Origin of the sequence: Dietzia maris, from assembly GCF_014144855.1 — a bacterium.
Lineage (GTDB): Bacteria > Actinomycetota > Actinomycetes > Mycobacteriales > Mycobacteriaceae > Dietzia > Dietzia kunjamensis.
On record NZ_JAALDN010000035.1, the window covers coordinates 1 to 16643 of the forward strand.

The 16643-nt window shown below is 70.1% G+C and carries 14 protein-coding genes; 5 read left to right on the forward strand and 9 right to left on the reverse strand.

Annotated features, from left to right (window positions below; all coding sequences use genetic code 11):
* From G6024_RS01235 to G6024_RS01245, 3 genes are all read right to left on the reverse strand, one after another.
* A partial coding sequence (locus G6024_RS01235) for an iron chelate uptake ABC transporter family permease subunit (protein ID WP_235027710.1) occupies positions 1–306 on the reverse strand: 306 nt, incomplete at its 3' end.
* Positions 303–1331, reverse strand: a complete 1029-nt coding sequence (locus G6024_RS01240) for an iron-siderophore ABC transporter substrate-binding protein (protein WP_159147670.1) — start codon at positions 1329–1331, stop codon at positions 303–305. The genes G6024_RS01235 and G6024_RS01240, both read right to left, overlap by 4 nt.
* A gap of 121 nt (positions 1332–1452) precedes the next feature.
* Complete coding sequence (locus G6024_RS01245; RefSeq protein WP_235027711.1) at positions 1453–2280, reverse strand: AraC family transcriptional regulator; 828 nt, start codon at positions 2278–2280, stop codon at positions 1453–1455.
* 59 nt (positions 2281–2339) lie between these two features.
* On the opposite strand from G6024_RS01245, the gene G6024_RS01250 reads away from it, so the two are divergent.
* From G6024_RS01250 to G6024_RS01260, 3 genes are all read left to right on the forward strand, one after another.
* Positions 2340–3350: an arsenic resistance protein gene (locus G6024_RS01250; protein WP_067712909.1), complete on the forward strand. Its 1011-nt coding sequence runs from the start codon at positions 2340–2342 to the stop codon at positions 3348–3350.
* A 174-nt stretch (positions 3351–3524) separates the two neighbouring features.
* Positions 3525–4988 (forward strand): MDR family MFS transporter, encoded by a 1464-nt coding sequence (locus G6024_RS01255; protein ID WP_206683375.1) that lies wholly within the window; start codon positions 3525–3527, stop codon positions 4986–4988.
* An 82-nt stretch (positions 4989–5070) separates the two neighbouring features.
* Positions 5071–6189, forward strand: coding sequence for a sterol desaturase family protein (locus tag G6024_RS01260; RefSeq protein ID WP_159147671.1), 1119 nt, complete (start codon positions 5071–5073; stop codon positions 6187–6189).
* A gap of 19 nt (positions 6190–6208) precedes the next feature.
* Here G6024_RS01260 and G6024_RS01265 read toward each other — a convergent pair whose 3' ends face one another.
* Positions 6209–6826, reverse strand: a complete 618-nt coding sequence (locus G6024_RS01265) for a TetR/AcrR family transcriptional regulator (RefSeq protein ID WP_067712916.1) — start codon at positions 6824–6826, stop codon at positions 6209–6211.
* Entirely contained in the window at positions 6819–8438 is a 1620-nt protein-coding gene (locus tag G6024_RS01270; RefSeq protein WP_159147673.1) for an MFS transporter, read from the reverse strand. Before G6024_RS01270 ends, G6024_RS01265 begins: the two co-directional genes overlap by 8 nt.
* Before the next feature lie 223 nt (positions 8439–8661).
* Here G6024_RS01270 and G6024_RS01275 point away from each other — a divergent pair, with 223 nt between their 5' ends.
* Positions 8662–10044 carry a family 1 glycosylhydrolase gene (locus tag G6024_RS01275; RefSeq protein ID WP_159147674.1) on the forward strand — a complete coding sequence of 461 codons (1383 nt, stop codon included), beginning with the start codon at positions 8662–8664 and terminating at the stop codon, positions 10042–10044.
* Positions 10045–10431: 387 nt separating this feature from the next.
* Here G6024_RS01275 and G6024_RS01280 read toward each other — a convergent pair whose 3' ends face one another.
* The 3 genes from G6024_RS01280 to G6024_RS01290 form a co-directional block, all read right to left on the reverse strand.
* The gene (locus tag G6024_RS01280) at positions 10432–12021 is read right to left on the reverse strand and encodes an IS1182 family transposase (RefSeq protein WP_159147675.1); all 1590 of its coding nucleotides are present in this window, start codon (positions 12019–12021) and stop codon (positions 10432–10434) included.
* Positions 12022–12086: 65 nt separating this feature from the next.
* Entirely contained in the window at positions 12087–13463 is a 1377-nt protein-coding gene (locus G6024_RS01285) for a flavin monoamine oxidase family protein (RefSeq protein ID WP_159147676.1), read from the reverse strand.
* Positions 13464–13632: 169 nt separating this feature from the next.
* Positions 13633–13803 carry a DUF8730 family Cys-rich protein gene (locus G6024_RS01290; protein ID WP_172812135.1) on the reverse strand — a complete coding sequence of 57 codons (171 nt, stop codon included), beginning with the start codon at positions 13801–13803 and terminating at the stop codon, positions 13633–13635.
* Between the two features lie 516 nt (positions 13804–14319).
* Here G6024_RS01290 and G6024_RS01295 point away from each other — a divergent pair.
* The gene (locus G6024_RS01295) at positions 14320–15183 is read left to right on the forward strand and encodes a Bax inhibitor-1/YccA family protein (RefSeq protein WP_159147678.1); all 864 of its coding nucleotides are present in this window, start codon (positions 14320–14322) and stop codon (positions 15181–15183) included.
* A 291-nt stretch (positions 15184–15474) separates the two neighbouring features.
* Here the strand turns inward: G6024_RS01295 and G6024_RS01300 are convergent.
* On the reverse strand, positions 15475–16643 hold a 1169-nt coding region (locus G6024_RS01300; protein WP_159147680.1), incomplete at its 5' end, for an acetyl-CoA C-acetyltransferase.

Below are 16643 nucleotides of genomic sequence, written 5' to 3' on the forward strand. Positions count from 1 at the left end.
CACCGCGCCGGCCACGCCCAGGGCCGCGCCCACGAGCACGGCGAGGACGGTGCGCCAGACGCGTTTGGTCACCGCGGCCTCGCCCAGTCCGTCGGTGGATCCGCCCAGCGCCGCGACGATCTCGTCGGGGGAGACGGTGCGGGAGCCGATGGTCACCGAGGCGATGACGACGACGACGAGGACCGCGATCGTCACCATGAGCCACAGCAGACGCACGCGCGCCGGGCGTCGCACAGCCTGGACGGCTGACCTCGCGACGCCCGACGCGGGGGCTGCGGCCGGGGCCGTGGCCGGGTCGGCGGTCACCTGCCGGCGGCCTCCGCGAGCTGCGCGACGTAGTCGTCGAGCACCCACGAGATGGCCAGGGGCGTGGGGTTGGCGGCGGTGCCCATGGGGCCGTTGCCGTCGAGGAACACGATCGCGTCGTTCTTCACGGCCGGCATCTGCGACAGCAGCGGGTCGGCGCGCAGCGTGTCGACCAGCGACTGGTCGCCGTAGGTGACGATGAGCTCGACGTCGTCGAACATGTCGAGCTGCTCGGCGCTGACGCTGCCCGAGAACTTCCCGCCGGCCGAGGCCTCGGCCACGGCCTTCGGGGTGGTCAGGCCCAGGTCTTCGAAGAACGCGGCGCGGGTGTCGGCGGCGGTGTAGAAGTTCACCGTGGACAGGTCGGTGGGGTCGACGTGCGTCATGAACATGGTCGCCGTGCCGTCCAGCTGCGGGTACTCGGCGGTCGCCTCGGCGATCTCGCCCTCGATCCGTCCGATGAGCTCGTCACCCTCGGCCTCGAGGCCCAGGCCCTGGGAGTTGAAGCGGATGACGTCACGCCACGAGGTGGCCCACGCCTCCTCGGGGTAGGCCACGACCGGCGCGATCTCGCTGAGCGTGTCGTAGTCCTCCTGCGTCAGGCCCGAGTAGGCGGCGAGGATGACGTCCGGGTCGGTGTCGGCGACGGCCTCGAAGTCGATCCCGTCGGTCTCGTCGAACAGCACCGGGCTCTCGGCGCCCAGCTCCTCGAGCTTCTCCTCGACCCACGGGAGCAGGCCGTCGCCGTCGTCGTCGCCGAAGTTCGCGGCGGCCATGCCCACGGGCACGACGCCGAGGGCGAGCGGCACCTCGTGGTTGGCCCACGCGACGGTGGCCACCCGTTCGGGTGCCTGCTCGATGGTCGTGGTGCCGAGGGCGTGTTCGACGACGACGGGGAACGCCCCGGAGTCGCCGGACGCGGCGGCACCGCCGGGGGAATCGGCCTCGGACGACGACCCGCACGCGGTCAACACCAGCGCGGCCGTGGAGGCGATCAGGACAGAGGCAATACCGCGAGAACGCATCAGGGCGGCTCTCTCACTCTCAGAAAGGTCGACAGGGCGGCCCACCCGACACCACCATCGGCGTTAGGTGAGGCTGGCCTAAGACGTTACGACCCGGCTGGTGGGCGGCGCAATCGCTTGATCAGGACGCTGGGTATAGCGATTCGGACAGGGCGGAGGCGGCGTGGGCCCCGGCGGGGTCGCCCGCCCGGCGGAAATGCCCCGGGGTGAGGCCGGTGGTCCGGCGGAACGCGGCGCCGAACGCGCTGGCGGAGCTGTAACCGACCCGCACCGCGACCTCGTCGACCGGCATCCCGCCGCCGAGCATCACGGCGGCGTGCTGCGCGCGCAGCGCCGCCTGCCACGCACCGAAGCTCAGCCCCGTCTCGGCGCGGAACGTCCGGGTCACGGTCCGTTCGCTCACCCCGAGCCGGGCCGCCCACTCACCGAGCGAGCGGGTGTCGCCGGGGTTCACCTCGAGCGCGTCGACGATCGGGCGCAGCAGCGCGGAGTCCGGGCGCTGCACGAGCAGGGCGTGCGGTGAGGGCTCGAGCAGGTCGAACACCATCTGCTCGGTGAGCTCCCGCGAGTTCGGTTGCAGTGCGTGGTCGACCAGGCGCTCGAGCAGCAGGGTCAGCAGCGGGGTCACCTCCACCGCCACGGGTTCTCCCGGCAGGGGAGAGCGGGTCCGCGTGTCGACGTGGGCCGTGCGGTACCACGTGCCCGCCGGGGCCGTGGCCGAGTGCAGGACCCCGGCGGGGATCCACAGTCCGATCGACGGGGTGATTGTCCAGGTGCGCGCGCCGATGGTCGCGGTCGACGCCCCGGCGCGATTCCACAGCAGCTCGTGCGTGGGGTGCGAGTGCGGCTTCCACACGGTGTCGCGGTCCACGCGCTCGGCCATGCCCGTGATGACGAACGGCATCACCACCGCGCCCGCCTCGTACACGGGCAGTGTGCGCGTCTCCACGCGGCCAGGGTAGACCTGATCTGACCGGCGGGGACCCGGCGGCCGGCGTGAGGAGGAGCATGCGCGCGAGCGTGGAGTGGATGGAGCGGCACCAGGTGTCGCTCTACCTGGCGGGCCTCCTCGTGGGCGGGGTCGTCGGGGTGCTCGCGCCCGCGGTGGCCCGCACGGCGGGGCTCGCGATCCAGCCCGTGCTCGCGCTGCTGTTGTACGCGACGTTCCTCGGCATCCCGTTCGCGCGCATCGGTCGGTCCTTCCGCGACTGGCGCTTCCTCGGCACGATCCTCGCGGTCAACTTTCTGCTGGTGCCGCCGATCGTTTGGCTGCTGACGCGGATCGTCGCCCACGACCGGGTGCTCCTGGTGGGCGTGTTGTTCGTCCTGCTGACCCCGTGTATCGACTACGTCCTCGTGTTTGCCGGCCTCGCCGGAGCCGACGTGCGCCGGCTCCTGGCCGCGACCCCGCTGCTCATGCTCGCCCAGATGGCGCTACTGCCGCTGTACCTGTGGATGTTCGTCGGATCCGAATTGGTTGCGGCGGTGGAGCTTGAGCCATTCGTCGAGGCGTTCGTGCTGCTCATCGCGCTGCCTCTCGCGGCTGCGGCGCTGACGCAGTTCGTCGCCGGCCGCGGTGAGCCCGAGGGGGCTGCCCGGGCCGGCCGCGTCAGCCGAGTCGGTCGTTCGGTGGCGCAGGGCGCGGCCGCGGCGATGGTCCCGCTCATGGTCGCCACGCTCGCGCTCGTGGTCGCCTCCCAGATCAGCGCGGTCAGCGGGCGGCTCGGCGCGCTGGTGCAGGTGGTCCCGGTGTACGTGGCGTTCGTCATGGTCATGGTGCCGGTGGGCATCGCGGCCGGGCGGCTGGCGGGCCTCGATGTGCCGGGCAAGCGGGCGATCGCGTTCAGTGGCGCGACCCGAAATTCCCTGGTCGTCCTCCCGCTGGTCCTGGCACTGCCTGCGGCGTTCGATCTGGCAGCCCTCGTCGTCGTCACCCAGACCCTCGTCGAGCTCGTCGCCATGGTCGTCCTCGTCCGGCTCGTCCCTAGACTCATCCCCGAGGTAACGCCGGTCACTTGACGGGCGTCGGGCGCGTGGTTCCGGTAGCTTCAGAGGGTTCCCGTGCGCGGCTCCGCCGGCGCCGGATTCTGCTCTCTGCTCACACCGCAATCCCAGAGGACGACCGTGACGTCTGAAGTCTCCGCCACCCCCCATTCCGCACAGGCGGCCCGGGCCCCGCAGGCCTCCCCGCCGATGCCCGCCGCCACCGTGCGGCTCATCGCCCTGCTCGTCGGCGCCGCGTTCGTGGTGATCCTCAACGAGACCATCATGTCCGTGGCGCTGCCCGAGCTCATGGGTGAGTTCGCGGTCACCGCCGCCACCGCGCAGTGGCTGACCACCGCGTTCATGCTCACGATGGCCGTGGTCATCCCGTTCACCGGATGGCTGCTCGTGCGCCTGCCGCTGCGGTCCGTGTTCGTCATCGCGATGAGCACGTTCACCGCCGGCACCCTGCTGGCGTCGTTGGCCATGGTGTTCCCCATGCTCGTCGCCGGCCGGGTCGTCCAGGCGGTCGGCACCGCCATCATGATCCCGCTGCTCATGACCACCGTGCTCAACGTGGTGCCCGCCGACCGTCGCGGCCGCACCATGGGCGTCATCTCCATCGTGATCGCCGTCGCCCCGGCCATCGGCCCCACCGTGGGTGGCCTGGTGCTCGACGTGCTCAGCTGGCGCTGGATGTTCTGGTCCGTGCTGCCCATCGGTGTGCTGGCACTCGTGGCCGGAGCGGTGCTGATCCGCAACGTCACCGAGCCCCGGCGCATCCCGCTCGACATCCTCTCCGGCGTCCTCTCGGCGATCGGCTTCGCCGGCCTCATCTTCGGTCTCAGCTCGATCGGCGAGGCCGCCAGCGACAACGCCCTCATCTCGCCGTGGATCCCCGTGGCGATCGGCGTGGTCGCCCTGGCCGTGTTCGTCTGGCGTCAGCTCTCGCTCAAGGACTACGCGCTGCTCGACGTGCGGGCGTTCGCGTTCCCGACCTTCACCGTGAGCCTGGCCCTCATGCTCATCTCGATGATGTCGCTGTTCGGCACCCTCATCCTGCTGCCGCTCTACATGCAGCAGGTCGTGGGCACCAGCACCCTGAACTCCGGGCTGGCACTGCTGCCCGGCGGCCTGATCATGGGCGTGCTCGGCTGGTTCGTCGGCCGCGCGTTCGACCGGATCGGCCCCCGGCCGCTCATCATCCCCGGCTCCATCCTCGCGTCCGCCGGCCTGTGGGGGATGTACACGTTCTTCTCCGCCGACAGTTCGCTGGTCACGGTCGTCGTCTGGCACATCGTGCTCAGCGTGGGCCTGGCGTTCCTCTTCTCGCCGCTCATGACCTCCGCGCTCGGCTCCCTGCCGCCGCACCTGTACTCGCACGGCTCGGCGCTGCTCAACACCCTGCAGCAGGTCGCCGCCGCCGCGGGAACGGCGCTGTTCATCACCGTCATGACGCTGGGCATCGTCTCCGGCGCCGAGTCCGGCCTGGGCGACGTCGCCGCGCAGATGACCGGCGTCCACAACGCACTGCTACTGGGCGCGTGCATCTCGCTCATCACCGTCGTCGGCGTGTGGTTCGTCCGCAACAGCGCGCAGACCGAGGGGCCGGCCTCGGCGCCGAAGGCCGAGGGGTCCGAGAACGCCACGGCGCAGGAGACCGCCTCGGCGTAACCGGCAGTTCGGGTGTAGCCGGCAGCCCGGGCGTAGCCGGTCGATCGCCCGCCGGAGTGACCCACGCCATACCCTGGATGGCGTGAAGGTTGATCTGACGGTCCTGGCCATCCCGGCGTTCGTCGGGGCGATGGCGGCCGAATACGCGTGGCAGAAGCGCAGCCCGGCCGTCGGGGAGCGGGCGGGGGACTACGAGTTCGCCGACACCATGGCGAGCCTCTCGATGGGCGTGGGAAGTCTGCTCGCCCCCTACATCTCCGCCACGGTGCTCTCGCCGCTCACCCCGCGGACAGGCCGATTCGCGAAAGGCGTGATGGGCCTGTCCCTCGGGGCGGCGGCCGTGGCCACCGCCGGAGACGTCCTACGCCGCCATCGCGGGTCGGGTCTGGCCGAGGCGGGGTCGTTGTCGTCGTCGTCATCCGGCCCCGGTCCCGACGCAGACGGTGCCACCGGCGCGGCGGTCCCTCCCGCCCTCCGTCGGATCACTGGCGGTTCTGCGGTCACCGCCGTGGCCTCGACCGTGGTGATGGTCTCCACGCTGTGGACCGCCCAGACCGCGAGCTCACGGCTCTTCCGGACGTCCCCGCTCGACCTGGGGTCCGGGCCGCTGGCGTACGCGGTAGGGATCCTCGGTTGGGACCTCATCTACTACTGCAACCACCGCCTCGCCCACGAATCGCGCTGGCTCTGGGCCATGCACGTCGTGCATCACTCGAGCGAGCGCTACAACCTGTCGACGGCGCTGCGCCAGCCCGTCGCCGAGGCGCTGACGATCTACGTGCCGTACGGGTTGCTCTCGCTGCTCGGGGTGCGGCCGGCGATCGTCATGGACGCCCGCGCGATCAACCTCATCTACCAGTTCTGGGTCCACACCGAGGCGGTGCGGTCGATCGGGCCGCTGGAGAAAGTGCTCAACTCGCCCTCGCACCACCGCGTGCACCACGGCAGCAACCGGCGGTACCTCGACCGCAACCACGGCAGCATCCTCATCATCTGGGACCGGCTGTTCGGTACCTACGAACCCGAGCGCGAGGACGTGGTCTACGGGCTGACCACCAACATCGACACGTTCAACCCGCTACGGATCGCCACGCATGAATGGGTCGCGATCGGGCGCGACATCTTCCGCGCGCAGACCTGGCGCGACCGCGCGGGGTACCTGGTGCGCGGGCCGGGGTGGGCCGGGGCGCGGAGGGCGTAGGGCCGCGGCGCGGGCGGACTCAGACGAGTCGGCGACCGACCATCCCGGCGGCATCGTCGAGCACCGCCCGGAACAGGGCGTCGTCGCGCAGTTCGAACCAACCCAGCGCCGCCCCGAACATCAGCGTCATCGCCTGCTCGGCCACCAGCAATACGTCGGCGTCCCACCGCAGGCCCGCACGCTCGGCCAGGCTGCTGAGCAGGGTCACGATGATCCGACGGTACTCCTGGCGGGACTGCGCTGCGAGAGCCCGCAGCTGCTCGTCGCGGGCCGCCATCAGAGACAACTCGAAGTAGGCGATCTCCGTCTTCGGATCGGCGAGGACGGAATCCGCGTAGGCCGCGAAGAGCTCGGCCACGGCGGCGGTCACGTCGTCGGGTCCGTGTACCGGCCGGTCCTGCTGCGTCTGCACCAGGTCCGACAGGTGCGTCAGGTCCAGACGCAGCACCGAACGCATCAGCTCGTCCTTCGATGAGAACGCGTAGTGGACGGACCCGTGGGGCACCCCGGCCTCCTTCGCCAGGGCCCGCGTCGTGAGCGCCCACGCCCCGTCCCGCGCCATTACCGTCACCGCGGTCTCGGTGAGTTCCCGGCGGCGCTGTTCGATCGGGACCTGTGCTCGGCGAGAGTCAGCCACGGTTCACCTCCGACGCGGCGGAGTCCGCCCGCGCGGCTGGTGGCACGTATGGAAGGTTCGCCTCCGGCCCTCGCGCGGACGTGGCTGCTGCGGCGTCGTGCGCCACCCCGACCGCTCCGGCCGCTCGCGACTCCGAGCGCAGGCCACGCCAGGCCAGTATCAGAGTGATCGCCGCCGTCCCGATACCGATCGCGGCCACGAGATCCATGCCCGCCAGGAAGGCGGAATCGGCGATCTCCAGCAGACGAGCGCCGCCGCCGGGCAGCGTCTCCGCGACCTCGTGGGCACCCGCCAGGGTCTGGGAGGCGGCGATCGCGGAGTCGGCATCCATGCCGGGCAGGGTAGCGGTCTCGACCACGCGGCTCGAGTACACGGCCATCCCCGCGGTGCCGAGTACGGCGGTGCCCATCGCGCCGCCGAACTCGTAGCCGGTCTCGGAGATCGCCGCGGCGGCGCCGGCGCGGTCACTCGGGGCGGCAGTGAGGATGACGTCGTTCGTGAGGGTCTCGGCCAGGCCCACGCCGATGCCGAACAGGGCCGACAGGAGCGTGAAGAGGAGCATCGTCTCGGCGGTGTCCAACCGGGTGCCGATGACGAACCCGACGATCACGAGGGACAGACCCGTCATGATCACGGTGCGCACCGAGACCGTCCGCGCCAGGACCGGGGCCAGAAGGGTTCCGACGACGGCGGCCACCGCGAGCGGCAGCATCCACAGACCGGCCTCGGCCGAGCCCATGCCGCGCACGAGCATGAGGTATTGCGGGAGGAAGAACATCAGTCCCATGAACGCGAACACCGAGATCACGTTGATCGACACCGCCGACGTGAACGCGAAGTTCCCGAACAGGGACACGTCGATCATGGGGTTCTCGCGGCGGCGCTGACGGGTCACGAACCAGACCAGCGCGGCAGCACCGAGAACGAAGGCGACGAGCACCGCCCCGTCGATTCCCTTCACGCCGGTCTTGAGGGCGTAGACCAGCGAGATCATGCCGGCAATCGAGAGGATGACGGAGGTCGGGTCGAACGGGCCCGGGTTGGGGTCCTTCGCCTCGGGGAGCAGGAACGGGGCGGTGAGGAGGAACAGCGCGATGACCGGGACGTTCAGGAGGAAGACCGAGCCCCACCAGAAGTTCTCCAGCAGCAGCCCGCCGACCACGGGGCCCAGTGCGGCGCCGCCGGAGAACGCGGTGGCCCATACGGCGATGGCGGTGCGTCGCTCGGTGCGGTCCGGGAAGATCGCGCGGATCAGGCCGAGGGTGGAGGGCATGAGGGTCGCGCCGCCGATGCCGAGCAGCGCACGGCCGACGATCAGCATCTCCGGACTGGTGGAGAACGCGGCCACGAGGGAGGCGACGCCGAACAGGGGCGCACCGATCATGAGGATCCGCTTGCGGCCGATCCGGTCTCCGAGCGAGCCCGTGAAGATCAGCAGGCCCGCGAGCAGGAACGAGTAGAGGTCGATGACCCAGAGCAGTTGATTCGACGTCGGCTGCAGGTCGGCGGACAGCGCGGGCACGGCGATGCCGAGCACGGACATGTCGATCGAGATCAGCAGAACGGGAAGGACGAGGACGAGCAGGGCCGTCCAGCGGCGTGCGGGGGACACGGGTGCCTCTCCAGGGCGGTCGGACTGCGGGCGGTGTGCACGCAGCGATGCCGGGGCGATCCGCACCCGGCGAGGATCATCCTGACACGAGGTTGGCCACCTGGCCAACCTCTCTTGGCCAGGTGGCCAGAAGTGTGGGGAATGCCACCGTCGGGAGCGCTCGCGGTTCGCGCACTTGGGTCATTCCGCTGCCGTCCGCGAGGGTGCTTCCGAGGGTTCACCCATGAGCGGACGCGCGCGAGGGGCAGGACATCCGACGATCATCCGGAGGGCGCTTCTACTGCTGCTGGCGCTCGTCCTCGCCGTGGCGGTGGCCCCGCAGTTGCAGCCGAGCGCAGCGGCCCAGCCTGGTGGGCGCCCGGCCGCACCGGGCTCCGGCTTCCACTGGGGCGTCGCCACGTCGGGCTTCCAGGTGGAGGGCTCGAACCCGGACTCCAACTGGAAGCGGTATGTCGACGCGACCGCGCCGACGGGTCAGGCCGACCCGGTGGGTGAGGCGGTGGACTTCTGGAACCGCTATGAGGAGGACATTGCCAACGCCGCGGCGATGGGCGTGAACACCTTCCGGCTGAGCGTGGAGTGGGCGCGGATCGAGCCCGCGCCGGGGGAGTACGACGACGAGGCCCTCAGACACTACGACCGGATCATCGACACGGTCCGCCGACATGGCATGACCCCCATGATCACGATGGTGCACTTCGTCTACCCCGGGTGGCTGGCCGACCGGGGCGGGATGCTCGCGGACAACGCAGTGGAGTCGTTCGGCCGCTTCGCCGACCTCATCACCGACCGGTGGGCCGGCGACGGCACCCTCTGGGTGAGCTTCAATGAACCTCTTGTCTTCTTTAAGCACGAGATGACCATTGGCCGGGTCGCCTTCACCGACTTCTCCCGCTTCCTCGACACCATCGAGGCCGCCCACCGGCTCGGCTACGCGGCCGCCCACCGGGCGGACCCAGACGCGATGGTCACCATGAACGAGGCCTACCTGCCGCTGGCCACCGAGTTCACCGACACGCTGATCGGGGACCGGGTGGCCGACGTCGTGGACTACGTGGGCATCGACTACTACTACGGTGTCGCGCTGAATAACCTCACCGCCATCAACGCGGCGTGGGACGACTTCGCGGCCGTGCGGCCACAGCCGGAGGGGATTTACGAGGCGATCACGCACTACGCCCACGCCTACCCGGGAAAACCGATCTACATCGTGGAGAACGGGATGTCGACTCTCAACGGTGGGCGCGCCGACGGGATCGAGCGGGGCGACTTCCTGCGCGACACGGTCTTCTGGCTGCAGCGGGCCGCGGCGGACGGCTACCCGGTGATCGGCTACAACCACTGGTCACTGGTCGACAACTACGAATGGGGCGACTACTCGGCGCGGTTCGGGCTGTATCGGGTGGACGTGCTCACCGACCCGACGCTGACACGCCAACCCACGTCGGGCGTCGACGCCTACCGCGAGATCATCGCGGGCGGGGGAGTGTCCGACGGATACCGTCCGGTGCTGCCGTCTGCGTGGTGTTCGCTGGCCACGATCCCGGACAGCTGTGCTGATCCCGTGACGGTGGAAGGGCCGTTGACGACGCTGGCAAGGTGGTAGCAGGGTTGCCATTGCAGCCGACTATCTGTCAGGACCCGCCCGCCCACGACGAGAGGACCGATGAGATGTTTCCCGCCGGCTCGATCGAGAATCCGCTGCGTTTTCTGTTCGGCCCCGGGCCGGATGAGCCCGCGTGCCTCGCTCTCACACCGGAGTGCATGGGCCTGATCCCGTACCTGGCCTCCCGGTTCGGTATCCCCAGCTAGGAGACTGCTGAACAAGCTGCGATCCTGGCACGGCCGGTGTGCGTGAGGGCCGGTTGGCCCTCGCGCGAAGTGCGGGGTTGGAGATCTCTGGGTTCGGCGAGAGGGGCGAGAGGTTCGTGGCGCCCACCGCGGGTTGTTCGAGCCTGTGCTGGGGCGGGAATGCCTGGCCCCGGCCCGCTGGTCAGGCCAGGGCCCAGGTTCCGTTCTGGCTCGTCAGTCCCATCGCGAGGAGTCGGCGCAGGTTCAGGGCGGCAACGCGGTGGTGGAGCCAGTTGTTGTTCTTCTCGACCCCGCGGTACGGCACGCGGCGGGCACCTCGGGTCAGCCAGGCGATCGAGCGTTCCACCATCGGTCGGTGCTGGCGGTAGACGGTCTGGAAGTCCTCATCGCCGGCGCGCTGGCGGTGCTGGCGTTGCAGCAGGTGGTGCTCGCCGAGCACGACTTTGCGCCCCGCGGTCGAGGTGGTGCACCGCTGACGCAGCGGGCAGCCACGACACGCCGCCCCGAAGGTGGCATTGCCCTTGGCAGACAGGCCACGGGTGAATTTGGCGGGGCAGGTCAGGGTGCCCGCCACGGCGTCGAAGGTGAAGTCATCCAGGGTGAACCCGCCCTCGACCGCGGGCCGCAGCGGCCACGGCTTGACCAGGGGCAGCCACTGCTTGCCCGCCAGGGTGTGCAGCATGTCGCCGCTGGCATAGGCGGAATCGCCGAGCACCTCGACCGGCTCGCCGACGCCGATGGTGGGATCGGCAGTGACTAGTGCCGCACCGACAGCGGCATCGGAGTTGGTCGGACCGTTGGGCTTGGTCAGGGAGCACATGGTGGTCAGGCCGGTGTCGGGCTCGACCACGATGTGGGCCTTGAACCCGTCCTGGCGGCGCTGGCGGGTCTTGTGGGCGTGGCGGGCATCGGGGTCCACGGTGGAGATCACCCGATCCGGCGCGGTGCGGCGGGCGATGCGCCACCGCCCGTCGGTGCCGTCTGAATCCTCAGCCGGCTCGACGTCCTGCCCGGCCACCAGCGCCAACAGGGCGACCGCTTCGGCCGGCTTGCCGCCGGCGGCGGTGATCGCCTCAACATCCAGAGCCCCAAGCAATGCCAGAGCATCGGCCACCAGCGCGGAGACCAACTCATCACGGGCGCCCTGGTCATCCCAGGCAATGCGCGGCTTACCGGCCTCGGAGTAGTCGTGCCCGCACGTCGCCGCCAGCCGGGTGCACTCGGAGGCGATCAGCTCCTTGGCCCCGGGCACCTCGCGGCCGACCCGGCGGATCTGGGCGATCAGCTGGGTGATCGTGTCTTGGCGGGCCACCGCATCATCCCGGACCGTCGAATCCAGCGCCCGGCGGGTCTTGGCCTTGACCGCACCGGTCTCGGCGATGACCTGACGCACCACCTCGAAGATCCGCTGCGGTCGGTCACTGGCCGCCAGGCGGCGTCGCCAATAGGTCAACGTCGACGAGTTGAAACCCTTCGCATCGACCGGATACCCGCAGGCGGCCTTCCACCGCAGGTCGAACGTCAGCGCGTCGACTGCCTCCCGGTCGGAGTGCCCGAACAGTGCCTGGAGCACGATGACCGAGGCGATCACCTCACCCGGGATCGACGGTCGGCCCCGGCCCGAGGGAAACAGGTCGGCGAACAACTCGTCCGGGAACAGCCGGTCACGGTGCTCGGCGAGCAACGCGAACACGCTGCCCTCCTCGAGCAGATGCCCCGCCACCGACTCCACATCCAGCAACTCACGCTGCCGATCCGACTCACCCTGCATGACCCACATCATTTCAGGGCCACCCCAACTCCGCGGGCCGGACACGCACTTTGTTCAGCAGTCTCCTAGGGCTCCGCACGCACGGGTCCTTGCCGGTCGGGGCGAGCGATCTCGGCAGCCACCCGCTGCCCCGACTCGACCGCACCGTCCATGTATCCGGCCCACTCGGTGGCGGTCTCCGTCCCGGCCCAGTGCAGTGGACCGACGGGGCGGCGGAGGTTCTCGCCGAAGCGGGTCAGGGTACCGGGCGTGGCGAACGCTCCGTAGCAGCCGCGGCTGTACTCCTCCCCGGCCCAGTCGTGGTCGATGACGGCGAGAGGGTCTCGGGCGCGAGGTCCGTAGTAGCCGGCCAGGTCCTCGAGCACCAGTGCGTGGCGGTCCTCGGCAGTCATCCGCGCGCCGGCATCCGCGTGGCGGCCCTCGAGGAATCCGACCAGGACCCCGGGCCCGCCCTCGTGAGGGGTGTTGTCGAAGACGGTGCCCAGCGGTCGCGACGTGCTGTTGGCCTGGCCGCTCCAGCCGTCGGTGCGCCAGAACGGCTCCGGGTAGACCACATTGATCTTGATGACCCGGCCCATCGGCATGCGCTGGACCAACTGATCCCGATCGCCGGGCACGCCGGGGGAGTAGCTGATCCTCGAGGCCAGCGGCGGGGGGACCGCGATCACCACGTGGCGGGCGCTGACCACGCCGCGGTGGCTGCGTACGTGGGCTCCCGCGTCGCTCCACTCGATCCCGATGACCGGGCTGTCCAGGACCACCCGCTCGCCGAGTTCGCGAGCGACCGCCAGTGCGATGGCCTGCGCCCCGCCCACGACCCGGTCCTGCTGGGCACCGCCGGCGGTGTCGATCAGGGCGTCGAGCCCACCGGCGGCGCCGATGTAGAACCCCGCCCACAGCGCGGAGAGGTCTTCGGGGCCGGCCGCGAACACGGCCTCGGTGACCGAACGGAAGTAGGCCCGACCGCGGCGGGTCCGAGCAGCGCGCCGGAGCCAGGTCTCGAACGTCTGACTGTCTAGTCGCTCGGCATCGGCCGCGCGCCACGGCTCGTCCGGCGGGATGGCGGCGGCCATGCGATCGAGCCGCGACCGGGCCCGGACGATGTCGGCCAGCGTACGGGGATCGATGTGGGGGATCGCGCCGGTGTACTCGGACCGGGTCCCGCCGAGCTCGGCGATGTGCCGGCCGGCGGTGTGCGTCGGAAAGGTCTCCAGGCCCAGCTCCCGGATCAGTTCGTGGATCCGGTGCTGGGTGGGGCCCACCCATTGGCCGCCGACGTCGATGGGGCTCCCGTCGGGCAGGTCGGCGTTGAGCAGGCGCCCGCCCACGCGGTCCCGGGCCTCGAGCACGAGAACCTCGAGACCGGCCCGGGTGAGTTCCCGGGCCGCGACCAGCCCCGCGATTCCGGCGCCCACTACCACGATGTCCACCGATTGCTCCATGCCAGGCCTCCCGTCACGTCGATGTGTATCAGGCGCGGGAGGTCGACGGCGACGGATCGGGATACCTGCACCCTGGCAATGCGAAACTCACCTGTCGGATTGCGCCTGATCTACGGGGTCCCCCTAGGTGAGTCGCAATCCGACAGGTGAGTCGGGTGGGCGGCTGGGATTACCTGCTGAACATCTTCGCGAAGAAGCCGTCCTTGACCGCGGGGACGTCCGACTCGTGGCCCGGGCAGCGGTCGGCCTTGGGCACACCGGTCATCACCTGGTCGACGTGCATTCCGCATCCGGCCCAGGTGGTCTTGCCGCACTTCTTGCAGGTGGCGGGACGGCACATGATGAGACTCCTCAGGGGGTGGGGTTGTCGTCGGCGTGGATCGCGCCGACCGCCGGCCGATGATCCGACTGGCTGATGCCCCGAGATTACATACCCCTAGGAGTATCGGTCAACCCTGCCGGTTCGGCACGCCCTGCACCTGTGGCGTGGGCGGGGTGGTCGACCTCGTCGTCGTCGTTCTCGTCGGGCTCACCCCCGCCGGCGTCCAGCCCGGCTCACCAGTCGCCGCGGGTCAAGCCGTCGCCCCATTCCCGCGCGCGCTCCAGTTCGCCGGGTAGAAGCGGGCCCTCGTAGCCGTCCACGTAGAAGGTCTCGGGATCCGTCACGGGGTGGCAGCCGAGCTTGCGTCATTGCCGCGAGTGGTTCCCCGACCTGTCGCACCGATCGGGCAAGATGTGTATCGGCGCCGGGAACACACAGGTGAGCCCGCGCGTTGCACATGTACGAGTGATTCGTCGGTGACCCGGCGGGGACTCTCGACCAACGACCTTCCCCGACAATTCCGAAGGGACCTCGATGCGCACCAGCAGCAACCCGGTCTTCAGTTCACTGTCCACGGACAGTGCCCGCGGCGCCACCCACCTCGGTGGTGCCGGCCGTGGCGCCTTCCAGCAGGGCCAGTACGGCCAGCAGGGCTTCGGTGCCCAGGCCGGTTACGGTGTCCCGCAGGCGCACCCGCAGTTCGCCGCCGACACGCGGCCCATGACGATCGATGACGTCGTCGCGAAGACCGGCACGACGCTCGGCCTGCTCGCCATCGTCGGCACGATCTCCTTCTACCTGATCACGATGAACCCGGGGCTGCTGTTCCCGTTCATCCTGGTCGGCGGCATCGGCGGCCTGATCACCGTTCTGATCGCCACCTTCGCGCGCAAGATGGACTCCGCGCCCGTCACCCTGACCTACGGCGCCCTCGAGGGGCTGTTCGTCGGCGCGGCGACGTACCTGTTCACCATCGACCTGCAGGGGACCGGCGGCGTCCTCGGCGCGGTGGGTGCCGCGATCCTCGGCACCATCGGCGTCTTCGTGGGCATGCTGTTCGTCTACAAGACCGGCGCCGTGCGCGTGACGCCCAAGTTCACCCGCTTCATGTCCGCCGCGATCGTCGGCGTGCTGTTCGCGGCCCTGGGCAGCATCGTGCTGAGCCTGTTCACCGGCACCAACCCGCTGTACGACGGTGGCCCGATCGCGATCGGTTTCTGCCTCCTGTGCATCGGCCTGGCCGCGTTCAGCTTCCTGATGGACTTCGACAACGCCGACCGCCTCGTGCGCGCCGGTGCCCCGTCCAAGATGGCGTGGGGCGTCGCGCTCGGCCTCACGGTCACCCTGGTGTGGCTGTACGTCGAGATCCTCCGCCTCATGAGCTACTTTCGCGACTGACCGGCGCGAGCTGTAGCGCTGCCTGACTGATCAGGTCAGGTTCCGGCGAATCCCACGGCCCCGGCCCCCGCGAGGGGAGCCGGGGTCGTCGGCATTTCGGGTGTGGCGGCGATGGGGTTCCGGCGGCGGCCGGCGTGCCCGGCCCGCCTCGTACACCCCGCGGGCGCCGCCGGGGTAGCCGGCTGCAGGACCAACGACGAGAGCGCCCCGGGCACACTTCCTCGAGAGAAGCGTGCCCGGGGCGCTCGCAGTGCCGCGGGGTGGCGCGGGCTCAGGCCGCGCCGGGTGGGATCAGCTGAGGCGCTCGAGCACCATCGCCATGCCCTGGCCGCCGCCGACGCACATGGTCTCGACGCCGAACTGCTTGTCCTCGGCCTGCAGGTTGTTGAGCAGCGACGCGGTGATGCGGGCGCCCGTCATACCGAAGGGGTGGCCGAGCGCGATGGCACCGCCGTTGATGTTGAGCTTGTCCTCCTCGATGCCGAGCTCGCGGGCCGAGCCGAGCACCTGCACGGCGAACGCCTCGTTGATCTCGAACAGGTCGATGTCGGAGATCGACTTGCCGGCGATCCGCAGGGCGTTCTTGACGGCCTCGATCGGCCCCAGGCCCATGATCTCGGGCGACAGGCCGGACACGCCGGTGGAGACGACGCGCGCGAGCGGGGTCAGGCCCAGCTCCTTGGCCTTGGTGTCGGACATGATCACCAGGGCGGCGGCACCGTCGTTGAGCGGGCAGCAGTTGCCGGCGGTGATGGTGCCATCGGGGCGGAAGACCGGGTTGAGCTGCGAGACCTTCTCGTAGGTCGTGCCGGCGCGCGGGCCGTCGTCGGTGGAGACGACGGTGCCGTCGGGCATGGTGACCGGGGCGATCTCGTTGGCGAAGTGGCCACGCTCGATCGCGTCGAGGGCGCGGGAGTGCGAGCGCACGCCCCAGTGGTCCTGGTCCTCGCGGGTGATGCCGGTCATCTGGGCGACGTTCTCGGCGGTCTGGCCCATGGGGATGTAGACGTCGGGGAGCTGGCCGTTCACCCGCGGGTCGGTCCAGGTCTCGGCGCCGCCCTCTGCGCGCGTGGCGGTGCGGGCCTCGGCGTCGGCGAAGATCGGGTTGTGTGTGTCCGGCCAGTGGTCGGCGGTGCCCTTGGAGAAGTTGGAGACGGTCTCCACACCGGCGGAGATGAACACGTCACCCTCGCCGGCCTTGATCGCGTGCAGCGCCATACGGGTGGTCTGCAGCGAGGAGGAGCAGTAGCGGTTCACGGTGGTGCCCGGGACGGTGTCCAGGCCGGCGAGTACGGAGACGACACGGCCCATGTTGAAGCCCTGCTCGCCGCCCGGCAGGCCGCAGCCCAGCATGAGATCGTCGATCTCGGTGGGGTCGAGCGCGGGGATCTTGTCCAGCGCGGCCTTGACCATCTGGGCGGTGAGGTCGTCGGAGCGGATGCCCACGAGGGAACCCTTGT